Origin of the sequence: Ensifer sp. Root558, from assembly GCF_001427045.1 — a bacterium.
GTDB classification, from domain to species: Bacteria; Pseudomonadota; Alphaproteobacteria; order Rhizobiales; family Rhizobiaceae; genus Ensifer; species Ensifer adhaerens.
In genome coordinates this window covers 81,743-98,536 of the sequence record NZ_LMGC01000012.1, presented here as the reverse complement: position 1 = coordinate 98,536, position 16,794 = coordinate 81,743, and the positions used below count along the sequence as shown (strand labels likewise).

Annotated in this window: 17 protein-coding genes and 1 tRNA gene; 11 read left to right on the top strand and 7 right to left on the bottom strand. The window is 63.6% G+C overall.

The genetic code is table 11. The annotated features are described in order from the left end of the window. Nucleotides 1–146: 146 nt before the first annotated feature. Nucleotides 147–236, bottom strand: a tRNA-Ser gene (locus ASD63_RS13755). Nucleotides 237–618: 382 nt separating this feature from the next. Here ASD63_RS13755 and ASD63_RS13750 point away from each other — a divergent pair. The 3 genes from ASD63_RS13750 to ASD63_RS13740 all read left to right on the top strand — a co-directional run bounded on the left by ASD63_RS13750 (nucleotide 619) and on the right by ASD63_RS13740 (nucleotide 2,927). Then, complete coding sequence (locus ASD63_RS13750) at nucleotides 619–936, top strand: membrane protein (RefSeq protein ID WP_034804825.1); 318 nt, start codon at nucleotides 619–621, stop codon at nucleotides 934–936. 39 nt (nucleotides 937–975) lie between these two features. After that, complete coding sequence (gene msrA / locus ASD63_RS13745) at nucleotides 976–1,629, top strand: peptide-methionine (S)-S-oxide reductase MsrA (protein ID WP_034804828.1); 654 nt, start codon at nucleotides 976–978, stop codon at nucleotides 1,627–1,629. A gap of 305 nt (nucleotides 1,630–1,934) precedes the next feature. Then, nucleotides 1,935–2,927, top strand: a complete 993-nt coding sequence (locus ASD63_RS13740) for a BMP family ABC transporter substrate-binding protein (protein ID WP_034804831.1) — start codon at nucleotides 1,935–1,937, stop codon at nucleotides 2,925–2,927. A gap of 84 nt (nucleotides 2,928–3,011) precedes the next feature. On the opposite strand, the gene ASD63_RS13735 is transcribed toward ASD63_RS13740, so the two are convergent. Continuing rightward, on the bottom strand, nucleotides 3,012–3,221 hold the full coding sequence (locus ASD63_RS13735) for a SlyX family protein (protein WP_034804834.1): 210 nt from the start codon (nucleotides 3,219–3,221) through the stop codon (nucleotides 3,012–3,014). Nucleotides 3,222–3,296: 75 nt separating this feature from the next. Then, nucleotides 3,297–4,028, bottom strand: a complete 732-nt coding sequence (locus ASD63_RS13730; RefSeq protein WP_034804837.1) for a sulfate transporter family protein — start codon at nucleotides 4,026–4,028, stop codon at nucleotides 3,297–3,299. 194 nt (nucleotides 4,029–4,222) lie between these two features. Here ASD63_RS13730 and ASD63_RS13725 point away from each other — a divergent pair, with 194 nt between their 5' ends. From ASD63_RS13725 to ASD63_RS13715, 3 genes are read left to right on the top strand one after another with little or no spacing between them, the layout of a single operon-like run. Next, entirely contained in the window at nucleotides 4,223–5,584 is a 1,362-nt protein-coding gene (locus ASD63_RS13725; protein ID WP_060529497.1) for an amidase, read from the top strand. After that, a complete protein-coding gene (locus ASD63_RS13720) occupies nucleotides 5,581–6,492 on the top strand; it encodes an ROK family protein (protein WP_034804842.1) in 912 nt (303 codons plus the stop codon). The genes ASD63_RS13725 and ASD63_RS13720 overlap by 4 nt, the downstream gene beginning before the upstream one ends. Then, on the top strand, nucleotides 6,489–7,223 hold the full coding sequence (locus ASD63_RS13715) for a copper homeostasis protein CutC (protein WP_034804846.1): 735 nt from the start codon (nucleotides 6,489–6,491) through the stop codon (nucleotides 7,221–7,223). Before ASD63_RS13720 ends, ASD63_RS13715 begins: the two co-directional genes overlap by 4 nt. A gap of 86 nt (nucleotides 7,224–7,309) precedes the next feature. Here ASD63_RS13715 and nagA read toward each other — a convergent pair whose 3' ends face one another. Genes nagA through ASD63_RS13695 form a run of 4 tightly spaced genes read right to left on the bottom strand, consistent with a single transcriptional unit; the run spans nucleotide 7,310 to nucleotide 11,168 of the window. Further along, nucleotides 7,310–8,470: an N-acetylglucosamine-6-phosphate deacetylase gene (nagA, locus tag ASD63_RS13710; protein ID WP_034804849.1), complete on the bottom strand. Its 1,161-nt coding sequence runs from the start codon at nucleotides 8,468–8,470 to the stop codon at nucleotides 7,310–7,312. Then, on the bottom strand, nucleotides 8,467–9,489 hold the full coding sequence (locus ASD63_RS13705; RefSeq protein ID WP_034804852.1) for an SIS domain-containing protein: 1,023 nt from the start codon (nucleotides 9,487–9,489) through the stop codon (nucleotides 8,467–8,469). The genes nagA and ASD63_RS13705 overlap by 4 nt, the downstream gene beginning before the upstream one ends. Nucleotides 9,490–9,522: 33 nt before the next feature. Continuing rightward, nucleotides 9,523–10,287 (bottom strand): GntR family transcriptional regulator, encoded by a 765-nt coding sequence (locus tag ASD63_RS13700; protein ID WP_034804855.1) that lies wholly within the window; start codon nucleotides 10,285–10,287, stop codon nucleotides 9,523–9,525. Next, a complete protein-coding gene (locus ASD63_RS13695) occupies nucleotides 10,284–11,168 on the bottom strand; it encodes an N-acetylglucosamine kinase (protein ID WP_034804858.1) in 885 nt (294 codons plus the stop codon). Before ASD63_RS13695 ends, ASD63_RS13700 begins: the two co-directional genes overlap by 4 nt. 198 nt (nucleotides 11,169–11,366) lie before the next feature. Between ASD63_RS13695 and ASD63_RS13690 the strand changes: the two genes are divergently transcribed. From ASD63_RS13690 to ASD63_RS13670, 5 genes are all read left to right on the top strand, one after another. Then, a complete protein-coding gene (locus tag ASD63_RS13690; RefSeq protein ID WP_034804861.1) occupies nucleotides 11,367–12,263 on the top strand; it encodes an N-acetylmuramic acid 6-phosphate etherase in 897 nt (298 codons plus the stop codon). Between the two features lie 57 nt (nucleotides 12,264–12,320). Continuing rightward, nucleotides 12,321–13,580 (top strand): ABC transporter substrate-binding protein, encoded by a 1,260-nt coding sequence (locus tag ASD63_RS13685; RefSeq protein WP_034804866.1) that lies wholly within the window; start codon nucleotides 12,321–12,323, stop codon nucleotides 13,578–13,580. Between the two features lie 342 nt (nucleotides 13,581–13,922). Then, entirely contained in the window at nucleotides 13,923–14,873 is a 951-nt protein-coding gene (locus ASD63_RS13680) for a sugar ABC transporter permease (protein ID WP_034804869.1), read from the top strand. An 11-nt stretch (nucleotides 14,874–14,884) separates the two neighbouring features. After that, nucleotides 14,885–15,724: a carbohydrate ABC transporter permease gene (locus ASD63_RS13675; RefSeq protein WP_034804872.1), complete on the top strand. Its 840-nt coding sequence runs from the start codon at nucleotides 14,885–14,887 to the stop codon at nucleotides 15,722–15,724. Beyond that, nucleotides 15,721–16,785 (top strand): Gfo/Idh/MocA family oxidoreductase, encoded by a 1,065-nt coding sequence (locus ASD63_RS13670; RefSeq protein WP_034804874.1) that lies wholly within the window; start codon nucleotides 15,721–15,723, stop codon nucleotides 16,783–16,785. Before ASD63_RS13675 ends, ASD63_RS13670 begins: the two co-directional genes overlap by 4 nt. Nucleotides 16,786–16,794: the final 9 nt, after the last annotated feature.

Below are 16,794 nucleotides of genomic sequence, written 5' to 3'. Positions count from 1 at the left end.
AGTGCGCTGTTCAGCAGGAGGAGAAAAGAAAGGACGCGACTTTGCGCACCGACGTTGTCACGGCGCCTCAGATCAATACCCGCCAGTAGATAGGACAAGGGTAGCGCTTAATGCGCATTGGTAATGGAAACAGAACAAGGGGGAAATGGCGGACAGAGAGGGATTCGAACCCTCGATACGCTTTCACGTATACACGCGTTCCAGGCGTGCGCCTTCAACCACTCGGCCACCTGTCCATCCGTCAGCAGCCGATGGTCAATCCGGCTGGATGGGAAGGGCGGGGCCCTTCGGCGTCAGCCGGCTGATAACCGGCGGACGCGCGTCTATATACCGATGATTTGCCCGGGATCAACTGCTTTCTGACAGATTATTGACATCTTGTGACGCGGGCGGGTTCCCGGTTCCCATTGTGCACTCCGGGCAAGGGGCTTATCTCTTGCGTCAGGGCGTGTCCGATGCGTCCGGCCCGTCTCGGCCACATCCTCCGGCATGCCAGATTGCCGCATATTTTCATTGTCGGGCCTTGTCCGAGGCACGGGCGATCGGAGAAGATGCGGCAGGGCGACGCGCCGAGCCGATGACTGGCGCCAGCCAGCGAATTGAAGGGAATGCAATCCAATGCGATTTCTATTGAGGCTGGCGAGCGCCGTCGTGTTGTTTGCCGCCGTGCTTGCCGGTGCCGTCGACGCGATCCAGTCGGTCGCAGCATCGGAACTGGTCATGACGTCGCTCGGCGACGACCTGGAGGCGCTTGGCGCCGACACGGCAAGCTGGGTCCAGTTTGCGCAACGTTCCGATACCGCACCGACGATCTGGCACGGGATGCTGCATTGGCTGCTGCAACAGCCGGCCTTTGCGGTGCTGGCGCTGATCGCCCTCGTGCTATGGATGGTCGGATACAAGAAGCGGCCGGCGGCCGGACGATTCGCCGCCTGACGCATTGCAGGCGGCCTTCGCATCGAAAGGAGTGTGCTGATGTTCCTGATCGACATGTTCAACAAGAAAACGATCATGCCGGACACGCAGACGGCGCTGCCGGGCCGTGACGCCGCGATCCCGACGGCCGAGACACATTTCGTTTCCGGCCGACCGTTGAAAGGTCCCTACCCCGACGACACCAAGAGCATCCTTCTGGGCATGGGCTGCTTCTGGGGCGCCGAACGATTGCTGTGGAACATCCCCGGCGTCTACGTGACGGCGGTCGGCTATGCCGGCGGGCTGACACCGAACCCGACCTACCAGGAAACGACGACAGGGCTTACCGGCCATGCCGAAGTGGTCCTGGTCGTCTATGATCCGGAAAAGGTGAAGCTCGCGAGCCTGCTCAGGACCTTCTTTGAGGAACACGACCCGACGCAGGGCATGCGCCAGGGCAACGATATCGGCACCACCTACCGCTCGGCGATCTATGCCTACGACGACGAGCAGTTGGCGCACGCCAAGGCCGCGCGCACCACTTTCCAGACGGCGCTGAAGCACGCCAATCACGGCGGCAGGGTGACGACCGAGATCGGCATGGCGGGACCGTTCTATTTCGCCGAGGACTACCACCAGCAATATCTGGCGAAGAACCCCAGCGGCTATTGCGGCCTGCGCGGCACCGGCGTCAGCTGCCCGATCGGCCACTAGACGCATACCCCGCGGATGGCATCCCGCGCGCGGTCGCGATACCCACAACCCTGAGGCCGCGCCGAACCGACCGGGACACCTTGTCGTGATCTCAAAAAATGCAACAGAACCCGTGCCTTACGCGTGCCGGTATCCGTGGCTTCAATTTTTACCATCTGAAAAATTTTGAGTGTTTTTTTGCCGTGACCGTGCAAGGATGCGCCACCCTAGCCCCAAGGAGAAGGGGGTGGGTTCCGCAGACAGGCTTCCGTCAGGGAGCCGGCGGGAGGACCCAATAAGATCAATAGCGACAACAGGGCTGCACGATGAAAAAAACAATTCTCGGTCTTTTTGCCTTTTCGATGATGTCCGCCACGGCACTGGCCGCCGACATCAAGCCGGCGATCATCTACGATCTCGGCGGCAAGTTCGACAAATCCTTCAACGAGGCTGCCTTTAACGGCGCCGAGAAGTTCAAGACGGAATCGGGCGTCGAATACCGCGAGTTCGAAATCGCCAACGATGCCCAGCGCGAACAGGCGCTGCGCCGCTTCGCCAGCGACGGCAACAGCCCGATCGTCATGGCCGGCTTCAACTGGGCGGCTTCGCTCGAGAAGATCGCGCCGGAATATCCGGATATCAAGTTCGCGATCATCGACATGGTCGTCGAGAAGCCGAACGTCAAGTCGGTCGTCTTCAAGGAACAGGAAGGCTCCTACCTCGTCGGCGTTCTCGCCGGTCTCGCTTCCAAGTCGAAGACCGTCAGCTTCGTCGGCGGCATGGACGTTCCGCTGATCCACAAGTTCGCCTGTGGCTACGTTGGCGGCGCCAAGTCGACCGGCGCTGACGTCAAGGTTCTGGAAGCCTACACCGGCACGACGCCGGACGCCTGGAACGACCCGGTCAAGGGCGGCGAAATCGCCAAGTCCCAGATCGACCAGGGCTCGGATGTCGTCTACCACGCAGCCGGCGGCACCGGTGTCGGCGTTCTGCAGGCAGCCGCAGATGCGGGCAAGCTCGGCATCGGCGTCGATAGCAACCAGAACGCCCTGCAGCCGGGCAAGGTCCTGACCTCGATGCTGAAGCGCGTCGACGTCGCCGTCTACGAAGCCTTCACGGCAGCCAAGAACGACAAGTTCGAATTCGGCATTTCCAACCTCGGCCTCAAGGAAGACGGCGTCGGCTACGCGCTCGACGACAACAACAAGGCGCTGATCACGCCCGAGATGCTCGACGCGGTGGAAAAGGTGAAAGCCGAAATCATTGCCGGCAAGGTCCAGGTCCACGACTACATGAGCGACGAGTCCTGCCCTTACTAAGAGCAGCGCTTGCGTCATGAAAAAGGCCGCCGGTTCATTGGACCGGCGGCCATTTTTTTGCTTGTCCTGACGTGAGCGCGGTGATCAGTAATGCGGCGGCTTCGTGATTGCCGGCGCGTCGAGAGACTGCTCTTCGAGCGTCAGGAACCTTTCTGTCAGCCGGTCGAGCTTGGCGCGCGCCTGCTCGACCACCTTCCATTGCTCGGCAAGCTGATCGGAAAGCTCCTCGATGGTCTTGGCTTGATGGGCCACGGTCTCCTCGAGGCGGGTGATCCGTTCGTCGGTGTTGCTCATTCTTGCAAACTCCATGGGCGCGCGGCGCCGTTTGCCGGCAGATTGGCCACAGCCGGCCTTATGTCAAGCAAGGCCTTATGCCTTCGCCGCCACACGCAGCGAGAACCCGGGATCCCTAGCCGAAAGACGCTTGTGCAGGTGCACCATCAGGCCGGCAGCAAAGAGCGGCGTCAAAAGGTTGACGAAGGGCACAGCCAGGAAGCCCGCGAGCAGTAGACCCGCGAGAAAGACGGTCGAGCGGTGCTTTTCCCGGAAGAGCCGCGCTTCCGCCGGCGCGCGATAGCGCATCGCCGCAAACTCGAAGAATTCGCGACCGAGCAGATAACCGTTGACCAGGAAGAAGGCGACGAGATTGACGCCCGGAACGAGCAGCAGCACCAGCGCCAGGAGGTTGCCGAGGATCACGACGCCCAGGAACTTCAGTGAGCCGGCAACCGCCTCGCCGAGCGGCAGCGGCCGTCCCGGGGGCTCGTTCGGATAGTCACGCTTCTCGATGACGTCGGCGACGTCGTCGAGGAAGAAGCCGGCGATCAGTGCGGTGACGGGCGCAAGAAGCAGGGCGAGCGCCAGGGCCAGGCCAAGGCTTGCGAAGATGCCGAGCACGAAGGTCAGCCAGCCGGCCCAGACGGGCGTGCCCGGCATCAGCGTGTCGATCCAGGGCAAGGCGAGCCAGATGAACACTTCGCGCACCGCAAACCACAGGGCGACAAGCGCAAGGATCGTCAGGCCCAGCACCTTCCAGAAGACCGATCGGGTCTCGGGTGCAAACAGATTGGCAAGCGACAGTCGCGCCGCGTCCAGGATCATCATCGCTCTCCAGCATGGGCCAAGGTTCGATGGTGCATGTAGGCAGAGGCGCTACCGGCGACAAGATAGTCCCGGCAGGCACCCGTCTTTATGCAAGATTCATGCGCCTCGTCTAAGGGAAGCATGGAAAACGCCGGGAGCGGCGATATTGTAGACATACGGGATGCCGGCAGCAGCGCTCCGCGGAGGATGACATGACAGAACAAAAGACACTCGCCAGCCTTTCGGTGCTGGTGCAGAGCGGCAAGCTGGATCCGGTGGAGCTCGCCAAGGAAACCTATGCGGCGATCGACGCACACGGCGATTACGCCATCTTTGTCGAGCTGACGCCGGAGCGCGCGACGCGGGATGCGGAGGCTGCCTCGAAGCGTCTGAGGGCCGGGCGGTCGCTCGGTCTGCTCGACGGCCTGCCGGTCGCCTGGAAGGACCTGTTCGACACCGCCGGCAACGTTACGACCGCCGGCTCGGCCGTGCTTCGGACGAACGCGCCGGCAACGAGCGACGCGCCTGTGGTCGCCGCCGTTTCCGCCGCCGGCATGGTCAGTGTCGGTCGCACCAACCTTAGTGAATTCGCCTTCTCCGGCCTTGGCCTCAACCCGCACTACGGCACGCCGCGCAACCCGGCGGCCACCGACGTCGAGCGCATTCCCGGCGGCTCGTCGTCGGGCTCGGCGGTCGCGGTTGCGGCCGGACTGGTGCCGGCGGCCATCGGTACCGACACCGGCGGATCTGTCCGCATTCCCGCAGCCTTCACCGGCATCGTCGGCTACAAGGCGACGCGCGGCCGCTATGCGATGAAGGGCATTTTTCCGCTGGCTGAAAGCCTCGATTCGCTCGGGCCACTCTGCCACACGGTACAGGATGCCGTCTGGGTGGACGCCGCCATGCACGGGCTGACGGCGCCGACCGTGCGCCGCGCCGACCTCTCGAGCATCGCGCTGGTGATCCCGGAAACAGTGGTGTTCGACGATGCGGAGCCGGAAGTCGTCGAGGCCTTCGAGGACGCGATCAAGCGGCTCGAGAAGGCGGGCGTTGCCGTCAGCCGCCGCGCTTTTCCATCCTTCTCGGCCGTGTTCGGGCTGATGGCCCGCCACGGCGCCCTGGTGACGGCGGAGGCCTATGCGCTGCACCGCGAGCGTCTGGCCGGGCCCGAGGCCAACGCGATGGATCCACGCGTCGTCGCCCGCACGCGGCTCGGCGAGAAGATCTCCATGCCCGACTACATCGCGCTCCTCGACGCGCGCGACCAGCTGATCCACGAGACGGTCGAAAGTCTGAAGCCGAACGAACTCATCGCCCACCCGACGCTGCCCCATGTCGCCCCGCCGATCGCGCCGCTTCTCGAAGACGACGAGCTGTTCTTCAAGATCAACGGCAAGACGCTGCGCAACACCTCGATCGGCAACTTCCTGGATTTCTGCGGCATCTCCATTCCTTGCGGGCTCGGGGCGGAGGAAATGCCGGTCGGCTTCCAGCTTGCGGCCCCGCATCACCAGGACGACCGGCTGCTTTCGGTGGCGCTTTCGGCCGAGGCGATCATCCGGGGTGAGGCATGATCGTCTGTTTCGATATCGGCGGCTCTGCAATCAAAGGCGCGATCGTGCATTCGCGCGACCGGATCTTTCCGTTGCCGCGCCGAACCACGCCGCTTACCAATTTCCGCCAGTTCGTGCAGGCGCTCGAATCGGTTCTGGACGAAGCGGGCGGACACCCGGACTGCGTGGCGATCTCGATCACCGGCGTGATCGATCCCGAGACGCGGCGCATCAAATGCGCCAACATTCCCTGCATCGACGGGCTCGAACTGGTTGCTGAACTCGAGGCGGCGCTGCATCTGCCGGTGAAGATCGCCAATGACGCCGACTGTTTTGCGCTGGCCGAGGCCGGAGCGGGTGCAGGGCGCGGTCATCGCATCGTCTTTGGTGCCATCCTCGGCACCGGGGTCGGCGGCGGCCTTGTCATCGACGGCCGGCTGATCAATGCCGATGGCGGATTCGCCGGCGAATGGGGCCATGGCCCGGCGATCGCGTCGGAGGCCGGGGATCCACCAATGGCGATTCCCGCCTATGCCTGCGGCTGCGGCCAGAAGCGCTGCGTCGATACCGTCGGCGGCGCCCGCGGGCTGGAACGGCTGCACCAGACGGCCCATGGCAAGACGCTTTCGAGCCACGAGATCATCGAGGCCTGGAAGGTTGGCGACGCCGAGGCGAAACGCACGGTCGACCTGCTCGTCGATCTCGTCAGCTCACCGCTGGCGCTCGTCATCAACATCACGGGTGCGACGATCGTGCCCGTCGGCGGCGGCCTTTCCAATGCCGAGGAACTGCTCGCCGAGATCGACAAGGCGGTGCGTAGCCGGATTCTGCGGCGGTTCGACCGGCCGTTGGTTGTGCGCGGCGAATGCCGGATCGAGCCCGGCCTCATCGGCGCGGCGCTGCTCGGGCTTTCAGGAGACAAGGCATGAGCGACATCAAACTCGAAGTCTGCGTCGACGATGCCGACGGGCTTTACGCGGCCATCGAAGGCGGCGCCGACCGGATCGAGCTTTGCGCCGCCCTTTCCGTCGGTGGCCTCACGCCCAATCCCGGCCTTATGGCGCTGGCTGGCCCGCCACGAGTGCCCGTCTACGCGATGATCCGGCCGCGGCCCGGCGACTTCATTTTCTCAACCGCTGACCTCGACGCGATGCGCCGCGATATCGACGCGGTGCGGGATGCCGGTCTGGCCGGCGTCGTGCTCGGCGCCTCGCTTGCCGATGGCCGGCTCGACACGTCGATGCTCACCAAGCTCAGCGGCCATGCGGCCGGACTCGGCATGACGCTGCACCGGGCCTTCGACCTCGTCCCGGATTTCGCCGAGGCGATGGAAATCGCAGTCGACCTTGGCTTCGAGCGCATTCTCACCTCAGGCGGGGCCAGGAGCGCGCCGCAGGCGATCGACCGCCTTAGCGAAATCATCGGCCTTGCCAAGGCCAGGCTGTCGATCATGCCGGGATCCGGCGTCACGCTGAAGACGGTCGACGCTCTGCTCGATCACCTCACGGTCAGCGAGGTGCACTCCTCCTGCTCGATTAGTGAGCCGGCTCAGGATCCACGCTTGGTCGATATGGGGTTCGTTTCTTCCGATCGGCGCCGCACCGATCCGGAGACGGTGCGGGCGATGAAGGTGAAGCTTGCGGCCCGCAGCCCGCGCTGATCGGCGCCTTTCCTTCCCTCATAGGAAAGACCCGGAGAGCGGAGCGCTTTCCGGGTCTTCTTGTCAAATCTTCTCGTAAGCGGCAATCAGGCTGCGTAGACCTGGTCGCCGCCAATCCAGGTGGAGCCCATGCCGAGTTCAGGCGTGAGCAACACGAAATCGGCGTCCGCTCCGGGCTTCAGCCGTCCCTTGTGAGTGGCAAGCCCCATGGCATCGGCGGGATAGGCGGACGCCATGCGAAGGGCTTCCTCGACCGGGAGGCCAAGCTTCTCGTGCACGAAGCGCACCGAAGACAGCATGTCGATGTCGGCGCCGGCAAGCGTGCCGTCGGCAAGCGTCAAGCGGCCACCTTCGCGCAGGATTTCGCGGCCATTGAGCTGGAAGCTCTTCATGTCGGTGCCGATCGGCGACATCGCGTCCGTGACGAGAAAGATCTGGCCCGGCCCCACCTTGGCGCGCAGCGCCACGCCCATCGACGCCGGCTCGACGTGATAGCCGTCGGCAATCAGGCCCGCATGCAGCGTGCCGGTGGCAAGCGCAGCACCGACCACGCCCGGCTCGCGATGGCCGAGACCGCTCATGGCATTGAAGAGGTGAGTGACGGTACGTGCACCCGCCTTGGCGTAGGCGACCGCAGTTTCATAGCCGACATCCGTGTGGCCGAGGCTGACGACGGCACCGGCATCGGCGAGCGCCTTTACCTGCTCCCTGCTGGCGTTTTCCGGCGCCACAGTCACCATCAGGACACCGAGCGCCTTGGCGCAATCGAGCATTTCGGCGAGATCGGCATCGTCCATCGACCGGATCAGTTTCGGATCATGAGCACCCTTGCGCGCGACCGAAAGATGCGGGCCTTCGAGATGCAGCCCGAGGAAACCGGGCACACCGGCCGCCTTTGCCTCAAGGCCGGCCTTGATGGTGGCGCTTCGGATTTCGCGCGTATCGGTGATCAGCGTCGGCAGAAGCGCCGTGGTGCCGAACTTGGCATGGGCCGAGCAGATCTGCCGGATGCCTTCGACGGTCGGCTCCTCGTTCAGAAGCGCACCACCGCCGCCGTTGACCTGCAGGTCGATGAAACCCGGCACCAGCAGCATGCCGTGGGCATCGATCCGTTCGGCGTCGGCGGGAATGTCGGCCGACGCCACGATCGCCTTGACGCGACCAGCTTCGATGACGAGGGCGCAGCCGTCGTGCCATTCGACGCCGTCGAACAGGCGGGTGCCGGTGATTGCCTTCCTCTCGCTCATCTCGTCTCCGTTACCTTCTTGAGGCTTGCCGGCGCATCGGGATTGAGACCGCGCGAACGCGACCAGGCCTCGACGAAACCGTAGAACGGCAGGATCAGCGTCAGCGCGTCGGTGATCGGGTGACCGGTCTCGACGAACGGCAGGCGCTTGGCCTTGACGGCGAGGTTCGAGGTAGCATGAACCACCGCGCCCTTTTCCGCCATACCGTCGGCAATGCCGGCAACCGACGTCTCGGCCGCATCACGGGCGGCAAGCGTCAGCACCGGGAACTTGGCGCCGACGAGCGCCACCGGCCCGTGCAGCACTTCGGCCGCCGAATAGGCTTCCGCATGCATGCCGGAGGTTTCCTTGAACTTCAGCGCCGCTTCGCTGGCGATGGCGAGCGCCGGGCCGCGGCCGAGCACATAGAGCGATTCGGCTTCGCCGAGATCGTCGGCAAAGGCCTGCCAGTCGAGCTTCACGGCCTTGGCAAACTGGTTCGGCAGGTCGGCGACCGCGCGCTGAAGTGCAGCGTCGCCGGTCCATTCGCCGAGCACGGCAAGGCCAGCGACGATCGAATTGACGTATGACTTCGTGGCGGCAACGGCGATTTCCGGACCGGCCAAGATGTCGAGCGGGTTGGTGCAGGCCTCTGAAATCGGCGACGGCAGCGTGTTGGTGAGCGCGATCGAGACCGCGCCGGCATCGGTTGCAGCCTTTGCCATGGCGACGATATCCGGGCTCTTGCCCGACTGCGAAATCGCGATCGCCGCGGCACCGCCGAGCTTCAGCTTGGCACCGTAGATCGAGGCGAGCGACGGGCCGAGCGAAGCGACGGGCACGCCGGCTTGCAGCTCGATCGCATATTTGAGGAACAGCGCCGCATGGTCGGAGGAGCCGCGGGCGATAGTGACGAGGAAGGCCGGATCCTTGGCGCGCAGTGCGGCGCCGGCGGCCTTCAGCTGGTCGGCGGAGCGTTCCAGCAGACGCTGGGCGGCTTCGGGGATCTCGTCGATTTCTCGGCGCATATTGGTCTGCATGGTCAATTCCCTTTCTTGGCGGAGCCGTCGCTTTTAGGATTCCGACAGCGTCAGTTCCGCGACAAAGTCATAGGCATCGCCCCGGTAGAGCGAGCGGGTGAATTCGACGACGCGTCCCGATGCGAGATAGGAGACACGTTCGATGGAAAGGCCGGCCGAACCGACGGCGACGCCGAGCATCGAGGCATCCGGATCCTTGATGTTGCAGGCGGAGATGCGCTGCACGGCGCGAACCGGTCGCGAGCGGGTCTTGTCGAGCGCAGTATAGAGAGACGAGGTGACGGCCTGCGGGTCCGGCAGGAACTCCGCCGAAATGCTGGCGCGCTCGATGGCAAGCGGCATGTCGTCGGCGATGCGCAGGCGCCCGAGCCGGGCAACCAGCGCGTCGGCCGGAAGGCCGAGCGCCATCATCTCATCCGGAGAGGGGTGAAACAGGCCGCGCTCCAGCCAGCGGGCATGGGTGTTCAGGCCGCGGCGCGCCATGTCTTCCGTGAACGAGGTCAGCCGCGAGAGCGACTGCTGCACCTTGGAGACCGGCTTGACGACGAAGGTGCCGGAGCCGTGGCGGCGAACCAGCAGGCCGTCGCGCACGAGATCGTCCACCGCCTTGCGCACGGTGACGCGGCTGATGTTGGCGTAGTCGGCAAGATCACGCTCGGGCGGCAGAGCGTCGCCGTGGTTCAACTTGCCCGACTGGATCGCGTCTTCGAGCGATTGCCGAAGCTTGAGATAGAGCGGCCCCGACCCTCCGGACTGCAGACCCTCGAGCGGCAGAATGGAAGCGAGCTGGTGCGTCATGCGCCTGCCCTCGCCTGGGTGCCGAAACGCTGGGCGGCAACGGCGACCGATCCGGTCAGCGCGTCGGCTTCCGCCTCGACGAGCAGGGCCTGATGCCGATCGGCAAGCCAGGGGCGATAGAGCGGCGCCAATCCGCCAAGAAGGCACAATCTTTCGCAGCCTCTTGCAACGACGACATCAAGCGCCTCGTCCACTGTGAGGGCAGCGGCTTTCAGGATGCGCACGGCAACCGGGTCGCCGGCGGCGGCGCCTTCGAAAACACGCGGCGCATAGCGGCCGAATTCCCCGGGCTTGGCGAGGCGGGCGAAATCGACGACGTCGCGCGCCTCGTTGTTGAATTCGGCAAGGACGCTGTCGGTGACCGCCGAGGCTTCATGAATATTGTCGAAGGCAAGCAGGCTTTCCTGCAGAAGCGCATGACCGATGCGTGCACCGCTGCCATGGTCGCCGATGGTGAAGCCCCAGCCGCCGACATAGCTGACGGTTTCGCCCTGGCGAAGGATATAGATGCTGCCGGTACCGAGAATAGCGACCGCACCGTCATGATTGCCGAGCGCGCCCTGAAGGGCAATCAAGCCATCGGATTCGATATCGGCTGCGGCGAACGGCAGGCGGCGCTTAACATAATGCACGGCGTCGCCGACATTGTGCCCGGCGACACCGACGATCGCCTTGGCAGCGGTTATGCCCTGGGGATCAAGGCCCGCTTCCATAAAGGCGGCGCGTGCGGCCTCACCGATATTGGCAAGCGCGGTTTCCGGGTCTGTCAGGATATTGGCCGCACCCGCCTTGCCGCGCCCGAGAATGCGCCCGTCCGCCGATGCCACGGCAGCCCGGCAGCTCGTTCCGCCGCCATCGATTCCGATCAGGTAATTTGTCATGAGTACCTCCGCCCATTGAGGATACCAAAAAAATACCAATAACCAAGCCTGAATCCGTCTGCAGTTTCGTTTTCGTTGCAATACGTTGAAATTCAAGGGCTAATTTAGCTGTTTAGTTTTTTAAGACGTCAAAACTTAAATTCTGCTGGACAATTGGTATTTTTTTGGCATTAATTTGACCAAGAGGAGATACAACCCATGCCGTCAGCCAAGACCGAAGAGCGCCACGACAACGCCAAGGGCCTGGATCTTATGCATCCGGCGCTGGCGCTCCGGCTGCTCGCGTCCGGCCAGCAGGCGGCCACCAAGGCCGTCGACGCGGCGATCGAGTCGATTGCGGCTGCCGCATCGCTCGCGGCCGAATCCCTCGCATCCGGCCGGCGTCTCGCCTATGCGGGCGCTGGCAGTTCCGGCCTGATGGCCATGGCCGATGCGCTCGAACTGCCCGGCACCTACGGCATTCCCCAGGACCAGATCGTCGTTCTGCTTGCCGGCGGCACCGCCAGCCTGAGCGACCTTGCGGGCGGCTATGAAGACGACATGGACCTTGCCCGCAACGACGTCCGCAAGGCCGGCATCGGCGCGGGCGACTGCCTTGTTTCCGTTTCCGCCAGCGGCTCCACCCCTTACGCGCTCGCCGCGGCCGACGAGGCCCGCAAGCTGGGCGCCAAGGTGATCGCTGTCGCCAACAATCCTGGTGCGGCGCTGTTCAAGGACGCCGACGTTTCGATCCTTCTGCAGACGCCCCCGGAAGTGGTTTCCGGTTCGACGCGCATGGGCGCCGGTACCGCGCAGAAGATCGCCTTCAACATGTTCTCGACGCTGGTCGGCATTCAACTCGGGCACGTCCTCGACGGCCACATGGTCAACCTGCGCGCCGACAATATCAAGCTGCACGGCCGCGCAATCCGCATCGTTACCGACATTACCGGCATCGGCGCTGGCGAGGCCGGCCGGCTGATCAACATGGCCTCCGGCTCGGTCAAGGTCGCAATCCTTCTCGCCTCTGGCGCGAAGGACGTTGCGGTCGCGGAGGCGGCACTGAAAGAGGCCAGACAGAACCTGCGCCGGGCGATCGATATCGTCACGGCCTGACATAAGCCTGGGATTCAAACCGCGCCAAAACGGCGCAACATAAGAGGGAGAAGCTGAATGACCCGTACGACTATCAAGGGCCTGCTGCTTGCGTCGAGCATTCTCGGCACGGCCGGGCTGGCGCACGCCGAGGACGTGACGCTGACCATCGAAAGCTGGCGCAACGACGACCTGGCGATCTGGCAGGAAAAGCTGATCCCGGCCTTCGAAGCCAAGAACCCGGGCATCAAGGTCAAGTTCGCCCCGATGGCACCGACCGAATACAATGCCGCGCTCAACGCCAAGCTCGACGCCGGCTCCGCAGGCGACCTCGTCACCTGCCGTCCGTTCGACGTCTCGCTCGAACTTTACAACAAGAAGCACCTCGCCGACCTGACGAGCCTGCCGGGCATGGAAAACTTCTCGCCGGTCGCCAAGTCCGCCTGGACCACCGACGACGGCAAGGCCACCTTCTGCGTGCCTATGGCATCGGTCATCCACGGCTTCATCTACAACAAGGACGCCTTCGACCAACTCGGCATCCAGATCCCGACGACGGAAGCGGAATTCTTCGCTGCCCTCGACAAGATCAAGGCCGACGGTAACTACATCCCGATGGCGATGGGCACCAAGGATCTCTGGGAAGCCGCAACCATGGGCTACCAGAACATCGGCCCGAACTACTGGAAGGGTGAGGAAGGCCGCGCCGCGCTGATCAAGGGCGAGCAGAAGCTGACCGACGAGCCGTGGGTCGAGCCCTACCGCGTTCTTGCCAAGTGGAAGGATTATCTCGGCGACGGCTTCGAAGCCCAGACCTACCCGGACAGCCAGAACCTCTTCACGCTCGGCCGCGCCGCGATCTATCCGGCAGGCTCGTGGGAGATCGGCCTGTTCAACACCCAGGCTCAGTTCAAGATGGGCGCCTTCCCGCCGCCGGTCAAAAATGCTGGCGACACCTGCTACATTTCGGACCACAACGACATCGGTATCGGCCTCAATGCCAAGAGCGCACATGCCGAGCAGGCCAAGACCTTCCTGACCTGGGTTGCTTCGCCTGAGTTCGCCGACATCTACGCCAACGCACTGCCGGGCTTCTTCAGCCTCAACTCGACCCCGGTGAAGATGACCGATCCGCTCGCCCAGGAATTCGTCTCCTGGCGCGAAAAGTGCAAGCCGACGATCCGCTCGACCTACCAGATCCTGGCACGCGGCACCCCGAGCCTGGAAAATGAGACCTGGGTCGAATCGGCCAACGTGATCAACGGCACGGATACGCCTGAGGTTGCCGCCGAGAAGCTGCAGAAGGGCCTCGACGCCTGGTACAAGCCGGCGAAGTAAGACGTAAGCGCAACAGGTTCCCTCCCCTTCTTGGGGAGGGTCGGCCCTACAGCGCCGCACGTTCTGGACGTGCATAGAGCACCTTTAGCCGGATGGATTTAAGGATGCCGTAGGGACCGGGCGGGGCGACATGCCGAATGACGGCACTCCCCCAGCCGAAGCGTCACCGGCCTCCCACAGTGGGAGGCCACCGACGCAGTCGTTTGCAAAAGAACGCGATAGACTTAACCTTCGTCATGAGCCCTCGATAAAGGGGCAGACGGCATGCGGCGCGACCGGCCGCGTGGCGCCGGTGCGCATCATGATTGTCTGGGGACCGGTCTTCTAGAAACGGATGGATCCATGAGTGACGCTCTTTCAGTGCAAGAGGGACAGCCGACCGCAAGGCGGCCGAAACGCTGGCACATCCTCGTCTTCCTGCTGCCGGCCTTCCTGGTCTATTCGGCGGTGATGATCCTGCCGTTGATCGAGACGCTCAGGCTTTCGCTGTTCAACACGGTCGACGGCCAGTCGACCTTTGTCGGCCTTGCGAATTTCCAGACGCTGTTTGGCGAAGAGCGCTGGGCGCACGACTTCTGGAATGCGCTGAAGAACAACGTCATCTTCTTCATCATCCACATGTGCGTGCAGAACCCGATCGGCGTTGCGCTCGCCGCCATGTTGTCGATCCCGAAGCTGCGCTTCGTCACTTTTTACCGCACGGCGATCTTCCTGCCGACGCTGCTCTCCTTCGTGATCGTCGGCTTCATCTGGAAGCTGATCCTGTCGCCGATCTGGGGCGTGGCACCCGGCATGCTCGACCTCGTCGGCCTGAAGTCGCTGTTTGCCCCCTGGCTCGGCAAGCCGGGCTCGGCGCTCATCACCGTGTCGCTGATCTCGGTCTGGCAATATGTCGGCATCCCGATGATGCTGATCTATGCCGCCCTGCTCAACATTCCGGATGAGGTAATCGAGGCTGCCGAATGCGACGGCGTCACCGGCTGGAGCCAGTTCTGGAAGATCAAGCTGCCGCTGATCCTGCCCGCCATCGGCATCATCTCGATCCTGACCTTCGTCGGCAACTTCAACGCCTTCGACCTGGTCTACACGGTGCAGGGCGCGCTTGCCGGTCCCGACGGCTCGACCGACATTCTCGGTACGCTGCTCTACCGCACCTTCTTCGGTTTCCAGCTGCAGCTCGGCGACCGCTCGATGGGCGCGACGATCGCCACGGTGATGTTCCTCATCATCCTCGCCGGCGTCTCGCTCTACCTCTTCGTCATTCAGCGCCGCATGCGCCGCTACCAGTTCTGAGGAGACCGGAGATGTCGAAAGCACGCGATTCATTTCTCCGCACCGGCTTCGTGCATGCAGCGCTCATCGCCTACACGCTCATCTCGCTGTTTCCGGTGTTCCTGACGATCATCAACTCGTTCAAGGATCGCAACGCGATCTTTCGGGCGCCGCTGACGATCCCGACGCCGCAGACCTTCAGCCTGATCGGCTATCAGACCGTCCTTGGCCAGGGGGACTTCGCCACCTATTTCCAGAACAGCTTCATCGTCACGATCGTCTCGATCGCGCTGGTGCTGCTCTTCGGGGCGATGGCCGCCTTCGCGCTGTCGGAATACCGCTTCCGTGGCAACACGCTCATGGGCCTTTATCTCGCGATCGGCATCATGATCCCGATCCGTCTCGGCACCGTCGCCATTCTGCAGGGCATGGTCGCTGCCAACCTCGTCAACACGCTGACGGCACTGATCCTCGTCTATACGGCCCAAGGCCTGCCGCTCGCGATCTTCATTCTCTCGGAGTTCATGCGCACGGTCTCGGATGACTTGAAGAACGCCGGGCGCATCGACGGGCTGTCGGAATATTCGATCTTCTTCCGCCTGGTTCTGCCGCTCGTCCGTCCGGCCATGGCAACCGTCGCGGTCTTCACGATGATCCCGATCTGGAACGATCTCTGGTTCCCGCTGATCCTCGCGCCGGCCGAAGCCACCAAGACCGTGACGCTCGGCTCGCAGATCTTCATCGGCCAGTTCGTCACCAACTGGAACGCGGTTCTGGCGGCACTGTCGCTCGCCATCCTTCCGGTTCTCGTCCTCTACGTCATCTTCTCGCGGCAACTGATCCGCGGCATCACGGCAGGAGCAGTCAAGTGAGTGCAAGCAGCAAACCGGTCCGGGTCCTCGTCGCGGGGCTCGGCAACATGGGGCGCAGCCATGCGCTCGCCTATCACAACAATCCCGGCTTCGAGATCGTCGGCCTCGTCAACCGCTCGAAGGTGCCGCTGCCGGAGGAACTGAGCGGCTACACGATCCATCCGGACTTCAAGACGGCCCTGGCCGAATTGAAGCCCGAGCTCTGCTCGATCTGCACCTATTCGGACAGCCATGCGGACTTTGCGGTCATGGCGTTCGAGGCCGGCGCCGACGTCTTCGTCGAAAAGCCGCTCGCAACCACCGTCGCCGACGCCGAGCGCGTCGTCGCGGCTGCGAAGAAGCACGGCCGCAAGCTGGTGATCGGCTACATCCTGCGCCATCACCCCTCGTGGATCCGGCTGATCGCCGAAGCGCGCAAGCTCGGCGGTCCCTATGTCTTCCGCATGAACCTGAACCAGCAGTCCAGCGGACCGACCTGGGAGACGCACAAGTCGCTGATGAAGACGACGTCGCCGATCGTCGATTGCGGCGTGCACTATGTCGACGTCATGTGCCAGATCACCGATGCCAAGCCGGTGGAAGTGCGCGGCATGGGGCTCCGTCTCTCCGACGAGATCGCGCCCGACATGTACAATTACGGTCACCTGCAGGTGATCTTCGAGGATGGTTCGGCCGGCTGGTATGAAGCCGGCTGGGGGCCGATGATCTCGGAAACCGCCTTCTTCGTGAAGGACGTGATGTCGCCGAAGGGATCGGTGTCGATCGTCATGGACCAGAATGCCAAGTCCGACGACATCGACATGCACACAAAGACCGCGGTGATCCGGCTGCACAACGCCGAAACTGGTCCCGATGGCCGCTTCCTGAAAGCCGACGAGGACCTGAAGATGGACGGCGAGCCCGGCCACCAGGAACTCTGCGACCGCGAGCAGGCCTATGTGCTGAAGGCCATTCGCCAAAACATCGACCTCGACCGTCACATGAACGACGCCGTGCAGTCGCTACGCATCTGCCTTGCCGCAGACGAAAGCGTGCGCACCGGCAGACCAGTCAAACTTTAAAGGGGGCAA

Excerpts from the sequence above, each read along its gene's own strand:
- ASD63_RS13750 (WP_034804825.1), top strand. The coding sequence starts at position 619 with ATGCGATTTCTATTGAGGCTGGCGAGCGCCGTCGTGTTGTTTGCCGCC.
- ASD63_RS13725 (WP_060529497.1), top strand. The coding sequence starts at position 4,223 with ATGACAGAACAAAAGACACTCGCCAGCCTTTCGGTGCTGGTGCAGAGC.
- ASD63_RS13675 (WP_034804872.1), top strand. The coding sequence starts at position 14,885 with ATGTCGAAAGCACGCGATTCATTTCTCCGCACCGGCTTCGTGCATGCA.
- ASD63_RS13740 (WP_034804831.1), top strand. The coding sequence starts at position 1,935 with ATGAAAAAAACAATTCTCGGTCTTTTTGCCTTTTCGATGATGTCCGCC.
- nagA (WP_034804849.1), bottom strand. The coding sequence starts at position 8,470 with ATGAGCGAGAGGAAGGCAATCACCGGCACCCGCCTGTTCGACGGCGTC.
- ASD63_RS13720 (WP_034804842.1), top strand. The coding sequence starts at position 5,581 with ATGATCGTCTGTTTCGATATCGGCGGCTCTGCAATCAAAGGCGCGATC.
- ASD63_RS13735 (WP_034804834.1), bottom strand. The coding sequence starts at position 3,221 with ATGAGCAACACCGACGAACGGATCACCCGCCTCGAGGAGACCGTGGCC.
- ASD63_RS13705 (WP_034804852.1), bottom strand. The coding sequence starts at position 9,489 with ATGCAGACCAATATGCGCCGAGAAATCGACGAGATCCCCGAAGCCGCC.
- ASD63_RS13730 (WP_034804837.1), bottom strand. The coding sequence starts at position 4,028 with ATGATCCTGGACGCGGCGCGACTGTCGCTTGCCAATCTGTTTGCACCC.
- ASD63_RS13715 (WP_034804846.1), top strand. The coding sequence starts at position 6,489 with ATGAGCGACATCAAACTCGAAGTCTGCGTCGACGATGCCGACGGGCTT.
- msrA (WP_034804828.1), top strand. The coding sequence starts at position 976 with ATGTTCCTGATCGACATGTTCAACAAGAAAACGATCATGCCGGACACG.
- ASD63_RS13700 (WP_034804855.1), bottom strand. The coding sequence starts at position 10,287 with ATGACGCACCAGCTCGCTTCCATTCTGCCGCTCGAGGGTCTGCAGTCC.
- ASD63_RS13685 (WP_034804866.1), top strand. The coding sequence starts at position 12,321 with ATGACCCGTACGACTATCAAGGGCCTGCTGCTTGCGTCGAGCATTCTC.
- ASD63_RS13695 (WP_034804858.1), bottom strand. The coding sequence starts at position 11,168 with ATGACAAATTACCTGATCGGAATCGATGGCGGCGGAACGAGCTGCCGG.
- ASD63_RS13680 (WP_034804869.1), top strand. The coding sequence starts at position 13,923 with ATGAGTGACGCTCTTTCAGTGCAAGAGGGACAGCCGACCGCAAGGCGG.
- ASD63_RS13690 (WP_034804861.1), top strand. The coding sequence starts at position 11,367 with ATGCCGTCAGCCAAGACCGAAGAGCGCCACGACAACGCCAAGGGCCTG.